The organism is Dickeya undicola, from assembly GCF_000784735.1.
Lineage (GTDB): Bacteria > Pseudomonadota > Gammaproteobacteria > Enterobacterales > Enterobacteriaceae > Dickeya > Dickeya undicola.
Genome location: NZ_JSYG01000010.1, coordinates 15,833 through 30,876, shown reverse-complemented (window position 1 = coordinate 30,876; position 15,044 = coordinate 15,833). Strand labels below are relative to the sequence as shown.

Genomic DNA, 15,044 nt, shown 5'->3' with positions numbered 1-15,044 from the left:
GGCCCGGTTTGCCAACTCGCACTCTGCTCCTCTCGTCTTGCGGTACGGATTCGCGTCTATTTATGCCTTCTGAGATGTCTTCTTATATATCTTCAGGCAGGGTTTTCAGCGCCTGAGAGAGCGCATCAGCGGTCTGGCGCAACGGCGTCAGCAGCGTTTCCTCATCGATTTGGCGCAGCTTGGCCGAAGAAAGCGATAACGAAATGGCGTATTTCACACGCTGGTGCGCATCAAATACCGGTGCAGCCATGCAGGACACCCCGACTTCGTGTTCTTCCCGATCAAAAGCCACCTTGCGCTGGCGCACGTCCTCCAGCTCACGCTGCATGTGACCCGGATCGATGATGGTATACGGGGTCAACTTGCGGATACAAGGTTGATGGCGGCCCCAGTAGGAGAAGAGCGCGTCTTTGGTATCGTCCGCCAGAAACAGCTTCCCCATTGCCGAGCTGAATAAGGTCATCTGCTGCCCGAGGTAAGCGCGGGTGCGCAACATGCCGGTGGTCGGCTCCAGCTTGTGGAGCAGAATGCAGTAGTCGCCATCGCGTCGGGAAAAATTGACGGTTTCGCCGGTTGCAGTATTCAGCGCCTGTAGCGGTGGTGCAATCAGTTGGATGACTTCCGGCGGTGCCAGCGATGTCAGCCCAACAGTAATGAACCTGGTGGTTAAACGATAGCTGCCCGCAGCAGGGGCCGGGGTGACGTAGCCACACGCCTGCAATCCCTGCAATAGCCGATGCACGGTGCTCTTGTTGAGCTGGGCCAACCCCGCCAAATGCGCCAGTGGGCATCCGTTCGGATAATTGCTTAAAATTTCAAGCAGCAGAAATCCCCGCAGCAGGCTTTGGTTCCCCGCGGGTTTGTCATGACCGCGCGACATCGTTTCCATGCATCGTTCCCTCTGGCTAAACATTAGCGTCTATCGATAGCACGATTCGTCACCACATGACGTGATCCCAATCCGCTCTGCTTCATGTCATCAGAAAAATAGGGGATGCGGGCGATGCCGGAAATCCTCGGTAACCTGAGATGCATCGTGTTGCCGGTATGAGATAAGCGCCGTATCAGCAATAGCCGGTACGGCAGTGCGGAATAGCCAGGGTGTTTCAGCTCAGCCAGGGATGCCAGGTGCTAAATTGCGCACGAACCTGCGGATCCGGCAGCGTTGGCGTGCCCTTGACTTCCCCGGCCAGCTTGGACAGAAAATCCACCAGCCAGGATGCATTGGCTTCGGCGATGCGTTTGCCTTCCGCCGTATTCATAGTTTCTGGCAAGCGCATCAGTTTGACGCGGAAGTGATCCAGCGTATAGAGGCGATCGTCCAACTCGCGATCACAGGCGAACAGATCCTGTGGATCAAACAATGGCCGCCCCATCATGCCTGCCACATAAAACACCCGCGCCAGCCCCAGCGCGCCAAGCGAATCCAGCCGGTCGGCATCCTGCACGATTTGGGCTTCCAGCGTTTTTGCCGTAATGCCAGCGCTGAAGCTGTGCGCTTCAACCGCATGAAACAGGGCGGGATATAGCTCAGGGGGAAAATCGGGGAAATCCCGCGACAGAATACGCACCGCTTCTTCCGCCGCCATGCGCGAAGCCCGGCTGCGATCCGGATGATTCTTCGGAACCAGTACAATGTCATGCAAATAAGCCGCGGCGATAATCACCCGCAGATCACCCCCTTCGGTCTGCTGAATGTGCCGGGCGCTGTTTGCCACCCGCACCAAATGATGGTGATCATGCGCGCTATCCACGGAGTCCGCCAGATGCCGGGCGACGTACTGACTAAGCTCCTGCTCAAAACCAAGTAATTCCATGCCGTTCTCCTGCATCAACCCATTTACGTCATCACAGAATAGCCAAAAAGTAATGACAGCAACATGACTATGCAGGCAGCGCATTTTTCAAAATTGATAATAAGCGGTAAAATTATTTAAACAAAAAATGTTTATTCCCCGTTTTGTCAATAAATAAACATTTACTTTCCCGACAACACATTATTATATTGGAAGACTTATACGGTGCCGTGGCGTTTATTTTTTTCATTTCCGCTTACGTCATTTTTTTAATTTACAAAACATGACCTGATATACCCTAAATAATTCGAGTAGCAGGACGGCACTGACGCCGGGGTGGCGAGAAAACCAAGTCCCGCAACTTGCAGTAATGGAGGGTTACACTGTCAGGGGTATTTATCCCATGAGTCCGGTTTTGCTGTTTTTTCTTGCATTGGTGTTTATCGCCGATGGTTTAATGGTGTTCCTAATCCCAGTGCTGGTCTATGCCGAAACCCAAAGCCTGACCTACTCCGGTTTGTCTTATACGCTATGGTGGCTGCCGCGCCTTGTACTGATCCCGGCGCTGGGTGCGTTGATTGATCGCGTTGGTGTGCGCCCGGTGTCTATCGCCTCCGACGCCACCAAAGCCTTTGGTTGCCTGCTGCTCTGCCTGGTGCTGAATTTTGCCGAACAACCGCTGACGCTGGCTATCGCCGCCGGTTTGCTGGGTGCGTGTGTTTCCATCGGCAATGCCCAGACGCTCACCGCCGTGGAAAAGCTGATTGCCGCCCGTAGTCGCCACATTGATCGAGACGCCAACCTGTTGACCCGGCTGGATTTGCTCGGCATGGTGCTGGGTCCGTTGATTGGCATACTGTTGTATGAATATGGTTTTCTGACACTGTTGTATATCGCCGCGACATTCTACGTCTGCAACGCTTATTATTTCCTCACTTCACGCTTGTTTTCTTTCACCCCAGATCTGTCGTCGGAAAATAAAATCGACATACCTCCCCCGGTGCCTAAAAAATTATTCCCGTTACTGATGATAATCAGAAACCCATTTATTATTTTGATGATCGTACTGGCGATCGGAAATAACATGTTCGATGGGTTGGTAGAGTCCGGTGGCGCGGCATTAATTGAAAATCAGATGGGGTTATCAGTGAAATATTTCGGTTTCATTGATATCTGTGCCGGTGCGGCAGGATTTTTATCCACTCTCGTCTACGGTGCGCTGCTCAATCGCCTGAGCCGGGAGGCGCTGCTGGTGGCCGGGCTCAGCCTGATTGTCGTCACCTCGTTGCTGCTGACCACCACGCTCGATCGCCTGGGGCCGTTTCTCACGTTCTACGCGCTGGGTATCGTCGGGAAAGTCTTCACGGGCAATATCATGCGCACCCTGCGCCTGACGCTGATTCCCTACGAGCGGCTGGCTAGCGTTTCCTCGCTGATTCTGATGCTGAACCAGTCGGTGTTGCCGCTCATGGGCGTGTTCCTGTTTCTGTCCGAACACTACAACTGGCCGCTAACCTGGTTCATGCATATCGCTATCGTGCTCTCGCTACTGGCCGGTATCGGGTTGCTGATCGGTCTGCGGCGCAAACTGGCGGACACATCGCTACCCTCACCCCGTCCCGACCACTCGGGATGATGCCACGTTCCACCTTGTCCGCAGGTGGAACGTATCAATATATGTCTAACGGTATGAAAATATTATAGAAATGAAGCGGCATCCACGGCCGTTTCCCTTTCCTGTGCCAACGCTACAAGCGAAATAAACAGCGGTAGCACGCGCAGAATCAGGGTAGCGGCATCGGGGAATAACACGAATTCATACAATCACTTTCAGTAATCACCGCACAGAATGCAAAAATCATGTACGTCTGGTTACGAATCCACCATCACCCTATTGATCACAACACGATGCGATGCACTTAAGATGATGATGCGATGATTGCCGTGTTCGCCGCTGGCGGCCGTGGCGACGGTAAGGCCGATATGGCGGTTTTGCCTTCTTACTTTCAACCATCTGGAGACTATATGTTACGGACAATGTGTCTGGTCGCTTGCCTGATCAGTACCAGTGCGCTGGCAGCAGAAAGTGCCGATCTGGCCTCACTGGTTAACCAACGTCTCGGCTACATGAAGGATGTGGCAGGCTATAAAGCCGCTCATCATCTGGCGATTGAGGATCTGCAACAAGAAGACAATGTACTGAAAGCCAGCCGACAACAGGCAACACAGTACGGGCTGGATGCCGACTCGGTTACGCCGTTTATTCAGGCGCAGATGGATGCCGCCAAGGCTATCCAGTATCGCTATCGCGCCGACTGGTTGGCCGTACCGGAGAAAGACTGGCAGCCACGCTCGCTGGACGAAGTACGTACCCAAATCGCCAAACTGAACGGTGTGCTGCTACAGCAACTCGCCGATACCCTGCACAAGCAGGGTGGCAGCCTGAGCCAGTTGAATCACGCTGCATTTATGCACGCCGTGACTCAGAAGAACCTCAGCGAGCACGACAAGGCGCGGTTATACACCACGCTGAAACAAGCCAAATTACAGAAATAGCCTTCTCCGACGGCGCGCCAGCCCGACGCGCCGCTTTCCGTTCCCCCTCTTATTCCACCATCCGGTACGCCATTCTGGAATAATCCGTACTATGTTGAAGGAAATTGCGTCATACTCATCTCATGCGCAATTTTGCTGCGTCAATGCGACTTCCCGTGGAGATTAAACCGCCATGAAAACCAAAACTGCCGCCGCCGATAGCCCGGACGAAAAAAGCCTCAATCTGGATCGTTTTGATCTCGCCATTCTGCGTTATCTCCAGTCCGACGCGTCCATCTCCAACGTGGCGCTGGCAGAAAAGGTCAAGCTCAGTGCGCCAGCCTGCCTGCGCCGGGTGGAACGATTAAAACAGATCGGGTTGATCAAAGGTTATGTCGCCCTGCTGAACCCACAGGCGCTGAATGTCGGCATGGTGGTGTTAATCGGCGTAGTGCTTGACCGCTCTACCCCAAAAAGCTTTGAAGACTTTGAAGCAGCAGTGCAGAAAATCAGCGGCTGCATGGAGTGCCACGTGGTCACCGGCGAATTCGACTACATCCTGATGATCCGCACCAAAGACAACCAGAGCTTCAACAAACTGCACGCCGAGCAGTTACTGTTCCTGCCGGGTGTGCGCCAGATCCGTTCTTTTATCGGCCTGCGGGAAGTGCTGTCGACAACACAGTTGGTGTTTTAAAGGCGAGCATACAAGACAACAACGCCGGGATATTCCCGGCGTTGTACGTCGCAACGACAATCACCCATTGCGGAAAATATAGCTGTAAGCGTTCAGCGCCGGTGCACCGCCGAGGTGGGCGTAGAGTACTTTAGAGCCTTTCGGGAATTCGCCGTTACGTACCATGTCGATCATACCGTGCATCGATTTGCCTTCGTACACTGGGTCGGTCAGCACCCCTTCCAGACGCGCGCACAGGCGAATGGCTTCCAGCGTGCCGTCGTTCGGCAAACCGTATTCCGGGCCGCCGTAGCGGGTATCCAGCACCACGTCTTCTTCGGTGATCTCGCGGCCCAGCTCTACCAGATTGGCGGTGTTCTGCGCGATGCGCAGGATCTGCGCCTTGGTTTTTTCCGGCTTGGCGGAAGCATCAATGCCGATCACGTTACGGGCACGGCCGTCGGCAGCAAACCCAACCACCATGCCTGCCTGGGTACTGCCAGTAACCGAGCACACCACAATGTAGTCAAATTTGAAGCCCAACGCTTTTTCCTGCTGGCGCACTTCTTCCGCGAAGCCAACAAAGCCCAGACCGCCGTAAGGGTGCTCGGAGCAACCAGCCGGGATCGGGAACGGTTTACCGCCATTCTGCGCCGCTTCGTCCATCGCCTGTTTCCAGCTTTCGCGGATGCCGATGTCGAAACCGGCCGGATCGAGACGCACGTCGGCACCCATAATGCGCGACAGCTCGATATTACCCACCCGGTCGTACACCGCGTCGGCGTAATTCACCCAGTTTTCCTGCACCAGAATACATTTCATGCCCAGATGCGCAGCGACGGCAGCCACCTGACGGGTCTGGTTCGACTGCACGCCGCCAATCGACACCAGCGTGTCACAGCCCTGCGCCAGCGCTTCCGGAATCAGGTACTCCAGCTTGCGGGTCTTGTTGCCGCCGAACGCCAGGCCGCTGTTGCAGTCTTCACGCTTGGCGTAGATCTCCACATCACCGCCCAGGTATTCACTCAGGCGTTTCATCGGGGTAATCGGTGACGGTCCGAAGGTTAAGGGGTAACGCGGAAATTTTTCCAGGTTCATAGTCAGGCTCCGGGGTAGCTAACGTAGGTCAATCAGGCATCAGATGATGCGCTTTCCGGCAGGAAAACCGCGTCATCGCTTACCCCTGATACTACACAAAACCAACTTGATTTAAATTGCGTTTTTATCCATTAATTTTTTATAAAATTAACCATTTTTTATGTTTAAAAAATCAAAAATAAAAATAAACACTAAAAATAGAAATAAAATTAAATCACAATTCAATGCAGTAAAACCGGTCACGCTCACCGCAGCGGCAGCCCGAAAGCCTGCCGACATTGCAGGTCATATTGCTGCAACGCCTGCTTCAGGAAGGTAAAAAAGCTGTTGAGAATGGCGCTACGCGGTTTACCCATTTCGGTTTGCAGTTGCAGCGTGCGCTGGCTCAGTTGATCCAGATTGACGGTCTTCATCGTCAGGCCGTCGCGCTGGGCGCTACACAAGATGGAGAAATGACTACACACGCTGACCGCCGTAGGCGTGTTGCGCACATACTCATACAACGACGAAAAGTGATTACAGGTGAACACCGGTTCGATAAACACGTTGTTCATCCGGCAGGAGAGGTCAAACAGTTGCCGAATAGTGGCGGACTGATCCGGCAGCACCACCGGCCAGGCGTTGAGATCCGCCAGTTGGAAATCGCGGCTGGCTAGCGGGTGATCCGCCGCCATAAACACCAGTACCGGTGCCGGAAACGACGCCAACACCTCCACGCCATGCTCTGGTGCCAGGCTGAACTTGATGGCGACATCGCATTCGCCGTTACGCAGCAGCTCCGGCACCTGCCGGGCGCTGCCGACCGTCAGGTAAAAATTAACGTGCGGGTGCTGCTCGCGAAAGCGCGACATCAGGGACGGCAACAGGTTGAGCGCCAGACCGTCGGTGCACACCACCCGCAGGGTCGTCTGGCGCGCCGACTTCATGCCTTCGATTTCCGCCATCGCCAGTTCCATGTCGGCCATACTACGCCGCACATGATTCGCCAGAATGTGCCCGGCGTCGTTCAATACCATGCCACGAGTCGTGCGCTCAAACAGCGGCATACCCAGCCGGGTTTCCAGCCGCTGGATCTGTCGGCTGATGGCAGACACCGCCACAAACAGCTGCTGACTGGCGGCGCTGATGGAGCCGGTATTCACCACCGCCATAAAGTAACGAATTTCGCTATTGTGCATGGTTACCCTCCCCATACGATGGGCGTGGATTATTCTCTGTGGTCGGTAGCGGCTTATTGGGGTATTAGGGTGGGCTTATAAAAGTACAGTGCGTAATTTCGTGCGGAATAAACCAAATTATTCCTTTGCTATATCATCGCACGCACGACAAGGAGAGGCTCAAACGCCGCCTCTCCTTGACCACTGGCTGGAGGCTAAACTGTGCCGCTATGCGGTCCCTTCGGCGTTCGTCTTCGCTGTTCGGGCCGCCCGTGACGTGCTCCCGGCACGGCACGGGCTTTCGCGGCATCCGTGCCGCTCACCCGGCGAAGTCGCCCGCCTCAGCACAGTTTTTGACGCCCGAAAACCACCCTAATCCTGTACTTAACGAGTTTGTCGCTGACCTAAGAAACTTAAATTTCTGCAACTTGCCTTCGGGAGTGCTTCACCTTGCTGCCCTCTTCCGCCAGATCCCAAAACAGGCCGGTCATGATTTGCAGCGCTTCGCGCGCCACGTCTGCCAGCAGGTGTTCGTTGGGAGCGTGCTGGGAGCAGGCGGGATAGGAGTGCGGCACCCACAGCGTCGGCAGGCCGAGCGTGCGCAGGAAGCAGGCGTTGGGCAGGCCGCCGCCGAAGTTGGGTAGCACCGCCGCCTGCTTGCCGACCGAGCGTTCGATAGAATCCACGCCCCAACGCACCCAGGGGTCGTCCGGGTCGATGCGGGTGGCTTCAAAGCAGTTATCCGGTTTGACGATCACCACATCCTCGAACCCGCAGGCATCAAGACGGCGGCGAATATGCCCGGCAAAATTATCGACATCGCTGCCCGGCACGTAACGCATATGACAGTGCGCGCGGGCACTGGGCGGAATGGCGTGTTCCGGTTTGTCCGGGTTGCCGGTAACGAACGCCAGCACATCCAGCGTGTTCCAGCCGTATACCTTCTCCGCCGCGTTCAGCCCCGGCTCGCCCCAGTGCGGGTCGATAGCCGGGTCGCCCGGCGCGCCGCCGAGCGCCAGATCCGACAGCGCGTGGCGAATCGACGCCGACAGCGGTGGCGGCAGTAATTCCGGCACCAGAATGCGGCCGTTGGCGTCCACCAGACTGCCGATGGCGTGCGCCAGCCGGATACCGGGGTTGCTTAACAATCCGCCCCAGTTGCCGGAATGGTGCGCGCCGTCGCGCAGCGTCAGTTGCAGGCTGAAGTTGAACACCCCGCGCGAGCCGAGAAATAACGTCGGCCGCTCGGCGGATACACGCGGGCCGTCCGAGGCGATAAACAAATCCGCCGCCAGCCAGTCGCGGTACTGCTGACACACCGTATCCAGGCCCGGAGAACCGCACTCCTCGCCCATTTCCAGAATCAGCTTCACGTTGTAGCCCAGCCGACCACCACGCGCCTCCAGCACCAACGCCAGCGCTGACAGATTAATGCTGTGCTGGCCTTTGTTGTCGGCGGTGCCGCGTCCGTACCAGCGGTTGCCGTCCGGCGTCAATTCCCACGGCGACAACCCGCTGCGCCAGCGCGATGCATCCCCCATCACCACATCGCCGTGACCGTAGCTCAGCACCGTCAGCGCCGCGTCCGGCTCGATGCGCCGTGCCAGCAGGAATGGCCCTTTCCCTGCCTCCGGGTTCGGCACCGTCAGGCATTCAAACCCCATCTCTTGCAACAGCGGCGTTATTTCGTCGGTCAGATACCCCATTAGCTCAGGCGCACGCTCTGCGTTCTGGCTTTCCGTTGGGTAAGCCACCCGGCGCGCCAGCGTTTCACGAAAGTCACCGGAATCGAAATAGTCTGCCGCCGCCTGTATTGCCTGCTCACGCGTCATCGTGTCGTCGTCCTTAATTGTCTGTGCCATCATGAATTGTTCGTATCATCATGAATGTCTGTGCCATCGTGCCGTTTCTCCCGTCACACCGTCTCGATGGCCGGAATGCCCAGCCCCGGTTCCGGCGTCATTACCGATGCCAGCAGCGCGCGGGTATAAGGATGCTGCGGCGCGCCGAAGACCTGCTCGCGGGTGCCTTGTTCCACAATCGTGCCTTTGCGCATCACCGCCACGTGATCCACCAGATGTTCCACCACCGACAGGTTGTGGCTGATGAACAGGTAGGTCAGGCCGAACTCTTTTTTCAGCGCCAGCAACAGATTGAGGATCTGCGCCTGCACCGACACATCCAGCGCCGAAGTCGGCTCGTCACAAATCAGGATCGCCGGTTGCAGGATCAGCGCGCGGGCGATCGCCACCCGCTGGCGTTGTCCACCGGAGAGCTGGCCGGGGTACTGGCCGTGGGTACGTTCCGGCATTCCTACCACGTCCAGCATCTCGCGCACCCGTTGTTTGCGCTCCGCCGGCGTGCCGATATCGTGCAGTCGCAGCGCCACCTCGACGATATCCGCCACCGTGCGACGCGGATTAAGCGAGGAATAAGGATCCTGAAAGATCGGTTGAATACGCGTAGCCTGCTCGCGGCGATCGGCCGCGTCGATCTCGCGCCCTTCGATCAACACGTTGCCGGAGGTCGGCGGCAGCAGGCCGAGCAACATTTTCGCTAGCGTGCTCTTGCCACAGCCGGACTCGCCCACCAGCCCCAGCGTTTCGCCCCGGCGAATGCGCAGCGATACGTTGTCCACCGCACGAATTTCACCAGGCCGGGAAAACAACCCGCGATTGAGGCGAAACACCCGACTTAACGCGCACAGCTCCAGCGCGATATCGTCGTTGCCGGGAATGTGCGGCAGCGAGCGGCCGCGTTCTTCTGCTATCTGGCTCATACCGGCTCCCCCGTCATCAGCGCATCGACACAGCGCACCGCGTGCTGTTCCGTCACCGACACATAAGGTGTTTCCTGTGCGCAGCGATCGCGGCACTGGCTGCAACGGTTGCGAAACGCGCAGCCGTGCTGCGGACCGATCAAACTCGGCACCACGCCAGGAATGGCGTGCAGCGGCTCACCCGGCACGGTGCGCCCGGCCACCGGAATGCATTCCAGTAGCCCGCGGGTATAGGGGTGACACGGCTGGTGAAACAGCTCCATCACCGGTGCGGTTTCCACCACCTGCCCGGCGTACATCACCGCTACCCGGTCGGCGATGCGCGCCACCACGCCCAGGTCGTGAGTAATGAAGATAACCGCGGTGCCGAACTCCTGTTGCAGTTCACGCAGCATCCGCAGGATTTGCGCCTGAATGGTGACGTCCAGCGCAGTGGTGGGTTCGTCGGCGATGATCAGTTCCGGGCCGCACATCAGCGCCATGGCGATCATAATGCGCTGGCGCAACCCGCCGGAGAGCTGATGCGGGTACTGCCGCAGTCGCTCCGCCGCCATCGGGATACCGACGCGCTCCATCAGGTACACCGCCCGTTCGCGCGCCTCGGCTTTAGACACCTTGCGGTGCGCCAGCAGGGTTTCGCACAGTTGCTCCCCCAGCGTGAACGACGGGTTGAGCGAGGTCATCGGCTCCTGAAAGATCATCGCCATCTGGTTGCCGCGCAGCGCCGTCCGTTCACGCGGACGCAGCGACAGCAGGTCGGTATCCCGAAAACGCAGCGTATCGGCGGTGCGCACCGCGTTGCGCGGCAGCAGGTCCATCAACGCCAGTGAAGTCATCGACTTGCCACAGCCCGACTCCCCGACCAGGCACAGCATTTCGCCGCGTCGTACCGAAAAATCGATGCCGCGCACCGCGTGCAACGTGCCGCGCGGCGTCGTCAGGTCGACCCGCAGGTTCTTCACTTCCAGCACCACCTCGTCCGCACGGCTGGCGGACGGGGTTATCTCAACAGCAGAATGCATAGCGACCTCCTGCACCTATCTCAATAGGCTGTTAGTTGCGCCCATCCAGCGCGGTAATATCGCGCAGGCCGTCACCCACCAGATTGATGCTCAGCACCAGCAGCGCCAGCACCACGCCTGGAATCACAATCACCCACGGTTGGAAGAACATGTAGGCTTTGCCTTCCGCCACCATCAGCCCCCAGGACGGCATCGGCGGCTGCACCCCAAGGCCGAGGAACGATAGCGTTGCCTCCAGCAAAATGGCGTGGGCGATCTCCAGCGTTGCCACCACGGTGAGCGGCCCCAGCAGGTTGGGCAGAATTTCGCGCAACATGATGAACAGCGACGAGGCACCAAGCGTGCGGGCGGCGGCGATAAATTCCGCCTCACGCAGTTGGCGCGTCACCGAACGGGAGACGATCAGAAAGCGGTCCCACAGCAGCAGGCCCAGCAGCATGATCACCACCTTGACCGAACCGCCCACCAGCGAGGCCAGCGCCAGCGCTACCAGAATCACCGGCATCGACAGGCGCACGGTAAGGAGATAGCTCACCGCCGCGTCCACCCGTCCGCCGAAATAGCCCGCCAGCACCCCAAGCGCAATGCCGATGGTGCCCGCCAGCATCACCGACACCAACCCGATGGTCAGCGACACCCGTGCGCCGTACAGCAGGCGGCTTAAGTAATCCCGCCCCAGCTTGTCGGTGCCGAGCCAATGTGCCCAACTGCCTTTTTCATGCCACACCGGCGGGATCAACCGGCGGCTGACCTCCTGCGCGTAAGGGTCGTGCGGGCTGATGAACGGTGCCAGTATTGCCAGCAGCACAATCGCCCCCAGGATCACCAGCCCCAGCGTCATGCCGTGGTGGCCCAGCACCTTACGCTGCCAGCGCTGCCACGGACTCGGCTCGGGCAGCAGGCCCGGCTGTGGCGCGGTTTTTATCATCACGGCCAGTCGTGCCATTGCAGTTCTCATCACGGCTCCTTATTTGCTGCGCAGTCGTGGATCCAACGCGGCGTTGAGCACATCCGCCAGAAACGTCAGCCCGATATAAAACACGGCGATAATCAATACGATGGCCTGTACTACCGGAAAGTCGTTGCGCGAGATGGAGTCCCATGCCAGTTGCCCCAGCCCCTGCAACGAAAACACCGATTCGATCACCACCGAGCCGCCGAGCATGAACCCCAGTTCCACCGTCGCCAGCGCCACTACCGGGATAATGGCGTTGCGCAGGCCGTGTTTGACCACCACCTTAAAGGCGCTCAACCCTTTGGCGCGCGCGGTACGGATGTAATCGGAACCGAGCACATCCAACATGCCGGAACGGGTCAGGCGCATCAGCGACGGCATGGCGTAGTAACCGAGCGCCACCGCGGGCAGCACGAAGTTCTGCCAGCTGGCGTTGCCCGCCACCGGCAGCCATTTCAGCCCAACGGCGAAGATAAGGATCAGCACCAGCGCGAACCAGAAATTAGGCATCGCCTGGCCTATCACCGACACCAGCATGGCGAGACGGTCGACCCAGGTGTCACGGAACACCGCCGCCAGCACCCCGAGCGGGATCGCCACCGTCAGCGCCAGCAACAACGACACCCCACCCAATTTGAGGGTGACCGGCATCCGCTGACCGACCAGCTCCATCACCGTGTTTTCAAAGTAGAACGAGCGACCGAAATCCAGATGCAACGCCGACCACATCCAACTGGAAAACTGGCTCAGCAGCGGCTTATCCAGCCCGTTCTGCACCCGAATCTGGGCGATGGTTTCAGCGGTGGCGTCCGGCCCGGCGATGGCAGTCGCCAAATCGCCGGACAGGTGCAGCAGCGAAAAGCTGACCGCCGCCACGGTGAACAACACCGCCAGCGCCACCAGTAACCGATGAAACATGTACTTCACCATAAGCGAACTCCTTACAACTCAAGCGCAGCCGGTTTCCCGGCGGCGGTTACTTCCAGCTCGCTTCGGCGAAGCGCGGCAGTTCGTCCGGCCAGTCCTGGAAGTTCAGGTCAGACGTAAAGGCGTAATGGGTGGAATAGGAGAACAGCGGTGCCATGTACGCCTGCGACGAAATACGGCCCAGCAGTGCGGCGTACAGCGCGCTGCGCTGCTGCGGGTCTACCACAGCATCCGCTTTCGCCAGTTCGGCAATGACGCCAGGGTCTTTCCAGATATCGCTGCCTTTACCGCCGAAATAGGGGGTCACGAACGCGGTGGCGTCATTGATGGAGAAGGAACCCCAGGTGCTGAACGCCAGCGGTGCCTGACCGGACGCCAGCGCGTTGGCCATCACCGGGTATTGCACGAAGTGCAGACGGGCGCGAATACCGACTTTGCGCAAATCGCCGATAATCGCTTCAGCATAATCACGCTCGCGGTAAGCCCACAGATCGGTGTCGAAACCGTTGGCGTAGCCCGCCTCCGCCAGCAGCTGTTTGGCTTTGGCCGGGTCGTAGGGGTATTGGATAACCTGGCTGGTGTCGCAGGCGGTCTGGGTACGGAAGCAGGCGGAATACACCGGTTTGCTGCCACCACGCACCAGGTTATCCACCATCGCCTGGCGGTTAACGGCGTAGTTGATGGCCTGACGCACGCGCACGTCTTTGAACGGCGCGCCCTCCGGGCCGCTGGCGTTGGTGTTCAGCGCCAGAAAGCCGACGCGCATGGTTTCACCGCTTTTCACCGCAATGTTCGGCATGGCGGACAGCGCTTCCACCTGATCCGACGCCACACGCCAGATCCAGTCCACCTGGCCGGTCATCAACTGGGCCACACGTGCTTCCGGGTCGCGGATCACCACAAACTGTAGCTTGCCAATTTTCGGCTGCCCGATGGGGCTGTCTTTGAAATAGTTCGGGTTTTTCACCATCGATACGCCCTGCCCCGGCGTCACCTTGACGATTTTGTACGGGCCGGTGCCGACAGGCGCTTTGCTAAAACCCTCCAGCTTCACCTGCTGGAAATAGTTGGCGGGGTAGATAGGCGTCGGGCCGGAGAGGTATTCCAGCGCCGCCGGGAACGGTTTTTTCAGATGCAAACGCACGCTGTAGTCATCAACTTTTTCCACGTGGTCAATCCAATCAACGCTTTGTGGGATCACCGAAGCGGTATTCGGCCCAGCGATACTCTGAAAGGTATACACCACATCATCGGCGCTAAAGGCATCGCCATTATGGAAGGTCACGCCTTTACGCAGATGCAGCAGCAACACCGTCGGCGACTCCCATTTCCAGTCGGTCGCCAGTTCACCTTTGTATTCCCCGGTTTTCGGATCGCGATAGATCAGCGTATCCCAGACGAGATGCGCCAGGATCACCCCTTCGCGCATGTTATTGTGGTACGGGCTGACGTTTTCCACCTCGCTGTCGGAGGCGTAAACCAGCGTGTCATTTTGTTTACCGGCATAACTGGCGCAGGCAAAACCTGCCAGTAACGCGGTTAATGCATATTGACGGATATGTCTTGCCAGATTACGAGCCATGCTGTTCTCCACCACAATAAAGGACGAATAAAAATGGTCACCAACAAAAACATTCGTCCGTTACGTTGCAAGAGCAAAGCCAGATAGGGATGATTACCGTTACCGATTTTCGACACGCGCTTTCTCAAAAAGAGAAATCACCGATAACAGCGGGATTTATTCATCCAGACAATAATAAAAATGAATGGTATTGATAACGCGGCAAACCGCTGCCGACGCCACATTGATAACGCTGGGTGCTATTTCAGTGCAAAAATCAAACAACCTGCACCATTTGCGTGATTATCAATAAGAAGAGGTTATTTCTTGTTTTTAGAAGGACACATTCATTAAAAACAGATGAGCAAAGATGCCAATATCTCTTCAGTCAGCATCATACGTCTACGCTCTTGTAACAACTTCCGATAAAGGTGTTTGAACCTATGGGCGTGATCGTGAGGGTACGTAATGATCTCCTACAAACCGGTACAATAAAAAGCACCCGCCTCAATGTTTTGAATCGATCAGACTGGTACGT

The 15,044-nt window shown here is 57.5% G+C and carries 13 protein-coding genes; 3 read left to right on the top strand and 10 right to left on the bottom strand.

Translation table 11 applies throughout. The features are described from left to right. Window positions 1-82: 82 nt before the first annotated feature. Both OB87_RS05840 and OB87_RS05835 read right to left on the bottom strand, forming a co-directional pair. Window positions 83-889: an IclR family transcriptional regulator gene (locus tag OB87_RS05840; RefSeq protein WP_033568502.1), complete on the bottom strand. Its 807-nt coding sequence runs from the start codon at window positions 887-889 to the stop codon at window positions 83-85. 217 nt (window positions 890-1,106) lie between these two features. Continuing rightward, complete coding sequence (locus OB87_RS05835; RefSeq protein WP_033568501.1) at window positions 1,107-1,817, bottom strand: HD domain-containing protein; 711 nt, start codon at window positions 1,815-1,817, stop codon at window positions 1,107-1,109. Between the two features lie 382 nt (window positions 1,818-2,199). Here OB87_RS05835 and OB87_RS05830 point away from each other — a divergent pair, with 382 nt between their 5' ends. The 3 genes from OB87_RS05830 to OB87_RS05820 all read left to right on the top strand — a co-directional run bounded on the left by OB87_RS05830 (window position 2,200) and on the right by OB87_RS05820 (window position 5,028). Then, window positions 2,200-3,432, top strand: a complete 1,233-nt coding sequence (locus OB87_RS05830; RefSeq protein ID WP_033568500.1) for an MFS transporter — start codon at window positions 2,200-2,202, stop codon at window positions 3,430-3,432. Window positions 3,433-3,821: 389 nt separating this feature from the next. Continuing rightward, the gene (locus OB87_RS05825) at window positions 3,822-4,352 is read left to right on the top strand and encodes a chorismate mutase (protein WP_033568567.1); all 531 of its coding nucleotides are present in this window, start codon (window positions 3,822-3,824) and stop codon (window positions 4,350-4,352) included. Between the two features lie 172 nt (window positions 4,353-4,524). Next, window positions 4,525-5,028 (top strand): Lrp/AsnC family transcriptional regulator, encoded by a 504-nt coding sequence (locus OB87_RS05820; RefSeq protein ID WP_033568499.1) that lies wholly within the window; start codon window positions 4,525-4,527, stop codon window positions 5,026-5,028. Between the two features lie 60 nt (window positions 5,029-5,088). Here the strand turns inward: OB87_RS05820 and OB87_RS05815 are convergent, their stop codons facing one another. The 8 genes from OB87_RS05815 to OB87_RS05780 form a co-directional block, all read right to left on the bottom strand. Continuing rightward, window positions 5,089-6,105 carry a 1-aminocyclopropane-1-carboxylate deaminase gene (locus tag OB87_RS05815; protein ID WP_033568498.1) on the bottom strand — a complete coding sequence of 339 codons (1,017 nt, stop codon included), beginning with the start codon at window positions 6,103-6,105 and terminating at the stop codon, window positions 5,089-5,091. 245 nt (window positions 6,106-6,350) lie between these two features. Further along, window positions 6,351-7,283, bottom strand: coding sequence for a LysR family transcriptional regulator (locus tag OB87_RS05810; RefSeq protein ID WP_033568497.1), 933 nt, complete (start codon window positions 7,281-7,283; stop codon window positions 6,351-6,353). Window positions 7,284-7,675: 392 nt separating this feature from the next. Beyond that, the gene (locus tag OB87_RS05805; RefSeq protein WP_033568496.1) at window positions 7,676-9,094 is read right to left on the bottom strand and encodes a M20 family metallopeptidase; all 1,419 of its coding nucleotides are present in this window, start codon (window positions 9,092-9,094) and stop codon (window positions 7,676-7,678) included. A gap of 83 nt (window positions 9,095-9,177) precedes the next feature. Further along, on the bottom strand, window positions 9,178-10,041 hold the full coding sequence (locus tag OB87_RS05800; protein ID WP_033568495.1) for an ATP-binding cassette domain-containing protein: 864 nt from the start codon (window positions 10,039-10,041) through the stop codon (window positions 9,178-9,180). Beyond that, a complete protein-coding gene (locus OB87_RS05795; RefSeq protein WP_033568494.1) occupies window positions 10,038-11,063 on the bottom strand; it encodes an ABC transporter ATP-binding protein in 1,026 nt (341 codons plus the stop codon). Before OB87_RS05795 ends, OB87_RS05800 begins: the two co-directional genes overlap by 4 nt. A gap of 31 nt (window positions 11,064-11,094) precedes the next feature. Next, complete coding sequence (locus OB87_RS05790; RefSeq protein ID WP_033568493.1) at window positions 11,095-12,021, bottom strand: ABC transporter permease; 927 nt, start codon at window positions 12,019-12,021, stop codon at window positions 11,095-11,097. Window positions 12,022-12,030: 9 nt separating this feature from the next. Further along, window positions 12,031-12,948 carry an ABC transporter permease gene (locus OB87_RS05785; RefSeq protein ID WP_033568492.1) on the bottom strand — a complete coding sequence of 306 codons (918 nt, stop codon included), beginning with the start codon at window positions 12,946-12,948 and terminating at the stop codon, window positions 12,031-12,033. A gap of 46 nt (window positions 12,949-12,994) precedes the next feature. Continuing rightward, window positions 12,995-14,527, bottom strand: a complete 1,533-nt coding sequence (locus OB87_RS05780) for an ABC transporter substrate-binding protein (RefSeq protein WP_033568491.1) — start codon at window positions 14,525-14,527, stop codon at window positions 12,995-12,997. Window positions 14,528-15,044 lie beyond the last annotated feature (517 nt).

Excerpts from the sequence above, each read along its gene's own strand:
- OB87_RS05830 (WP_033568500.1), top strand. The coding sequence starts at position 2,200 with ATGAGTCCGGTTTTGCTGTTTTTTCTTGCATTGGTGTTTATCGCCGAT.
- OB87_RS05815 (WP_033568498.1), bottom strand. The coding sequence starts at position 6,105 with ATGAACCTGGAAAAATTTCCGCGTTACCCCTTAACCTTCGGACCGTCA.
- OB87_RS05820 (WP_033568499.1), top strand. The coding sequence starts at position 4,525 with ATGAAAACCAAAACTGCCGCCGCCGATAGCCCGGACGAAAAAAGCCTC.
- OB87_RS05835 (WP_033568501.1), bottom strand. The coding sequence starts at position 1,817 with ATGGAATTACTTGGTTTTGAGCAGGAGCTTAGTCAGTACGTCGCCCGG.
- OB87_RS05805 (WP_033568496.1), bottom strand. The coding sequence starts at position 9,094 with ATGACGCGTGAGCAGGCAATACAGGCGGCGGCAGACTATTTCGATTCC.
- OB87_RS05800 (WP_033568495.1), bottom strand. The coding sequence starts at position 10,041 with ATGAGCCAGATAGCAGAAGAACGCGGCCGCTCGCTGCCGCACATTCCC.
- OB87_RS05790 (WP_033568493.1), bottom strand. The coding sequence starts at position 12,021 with ATGAGAACTGCAATGGCACGACTGGCCGTGATGATAAAAACCGCGCCA.
- OB87_RS05785 (WP_033568492.1), bottom strand. The coding sequence starts at position 12,948 with ATGGTGAAGTACATGTTTCATCGGTTACTGGTGGCGCTGGCGGTGTTG.
- OB87_RS05840 (WP_033568502.1), bottom strand. The coding sequence starts at position 889 with ATGGAAACGATGTCGCGCGGTCATGACAAACCCGCGGGGAACCAAAGC.
- OB87_RS05810 (WP_033568497.1), bottom strand. The coding sequence starts at position 7,283 with ATGCACAATAGCGAAATTCGTTACTTTATGGCGGTGGTGAATACCGGC.
- OB87_RS05780 (WP_033568491.1), bottom strand. The coding sequence starts at position 14,527 with ATGGCTCGTAATCTGGCAAGACATATCCGTCAATATGCATTAACCGCG.
- OB87_RS05825 (WP_033568567.1), top strand. The coding sequence starts at position 3,822 with ATGTTACGGACAATGTGTCTGGTCGCTTGCCTGATCAGTACCAGTGCG.
- OB87_RS05795 (WP_033568494.1), bottom strand. The coding sequence starts at position 11,063 with ATGCATTCTGCTGTTGAGATAACCCCGTCCGCCAGCCGTGCGGACGAG.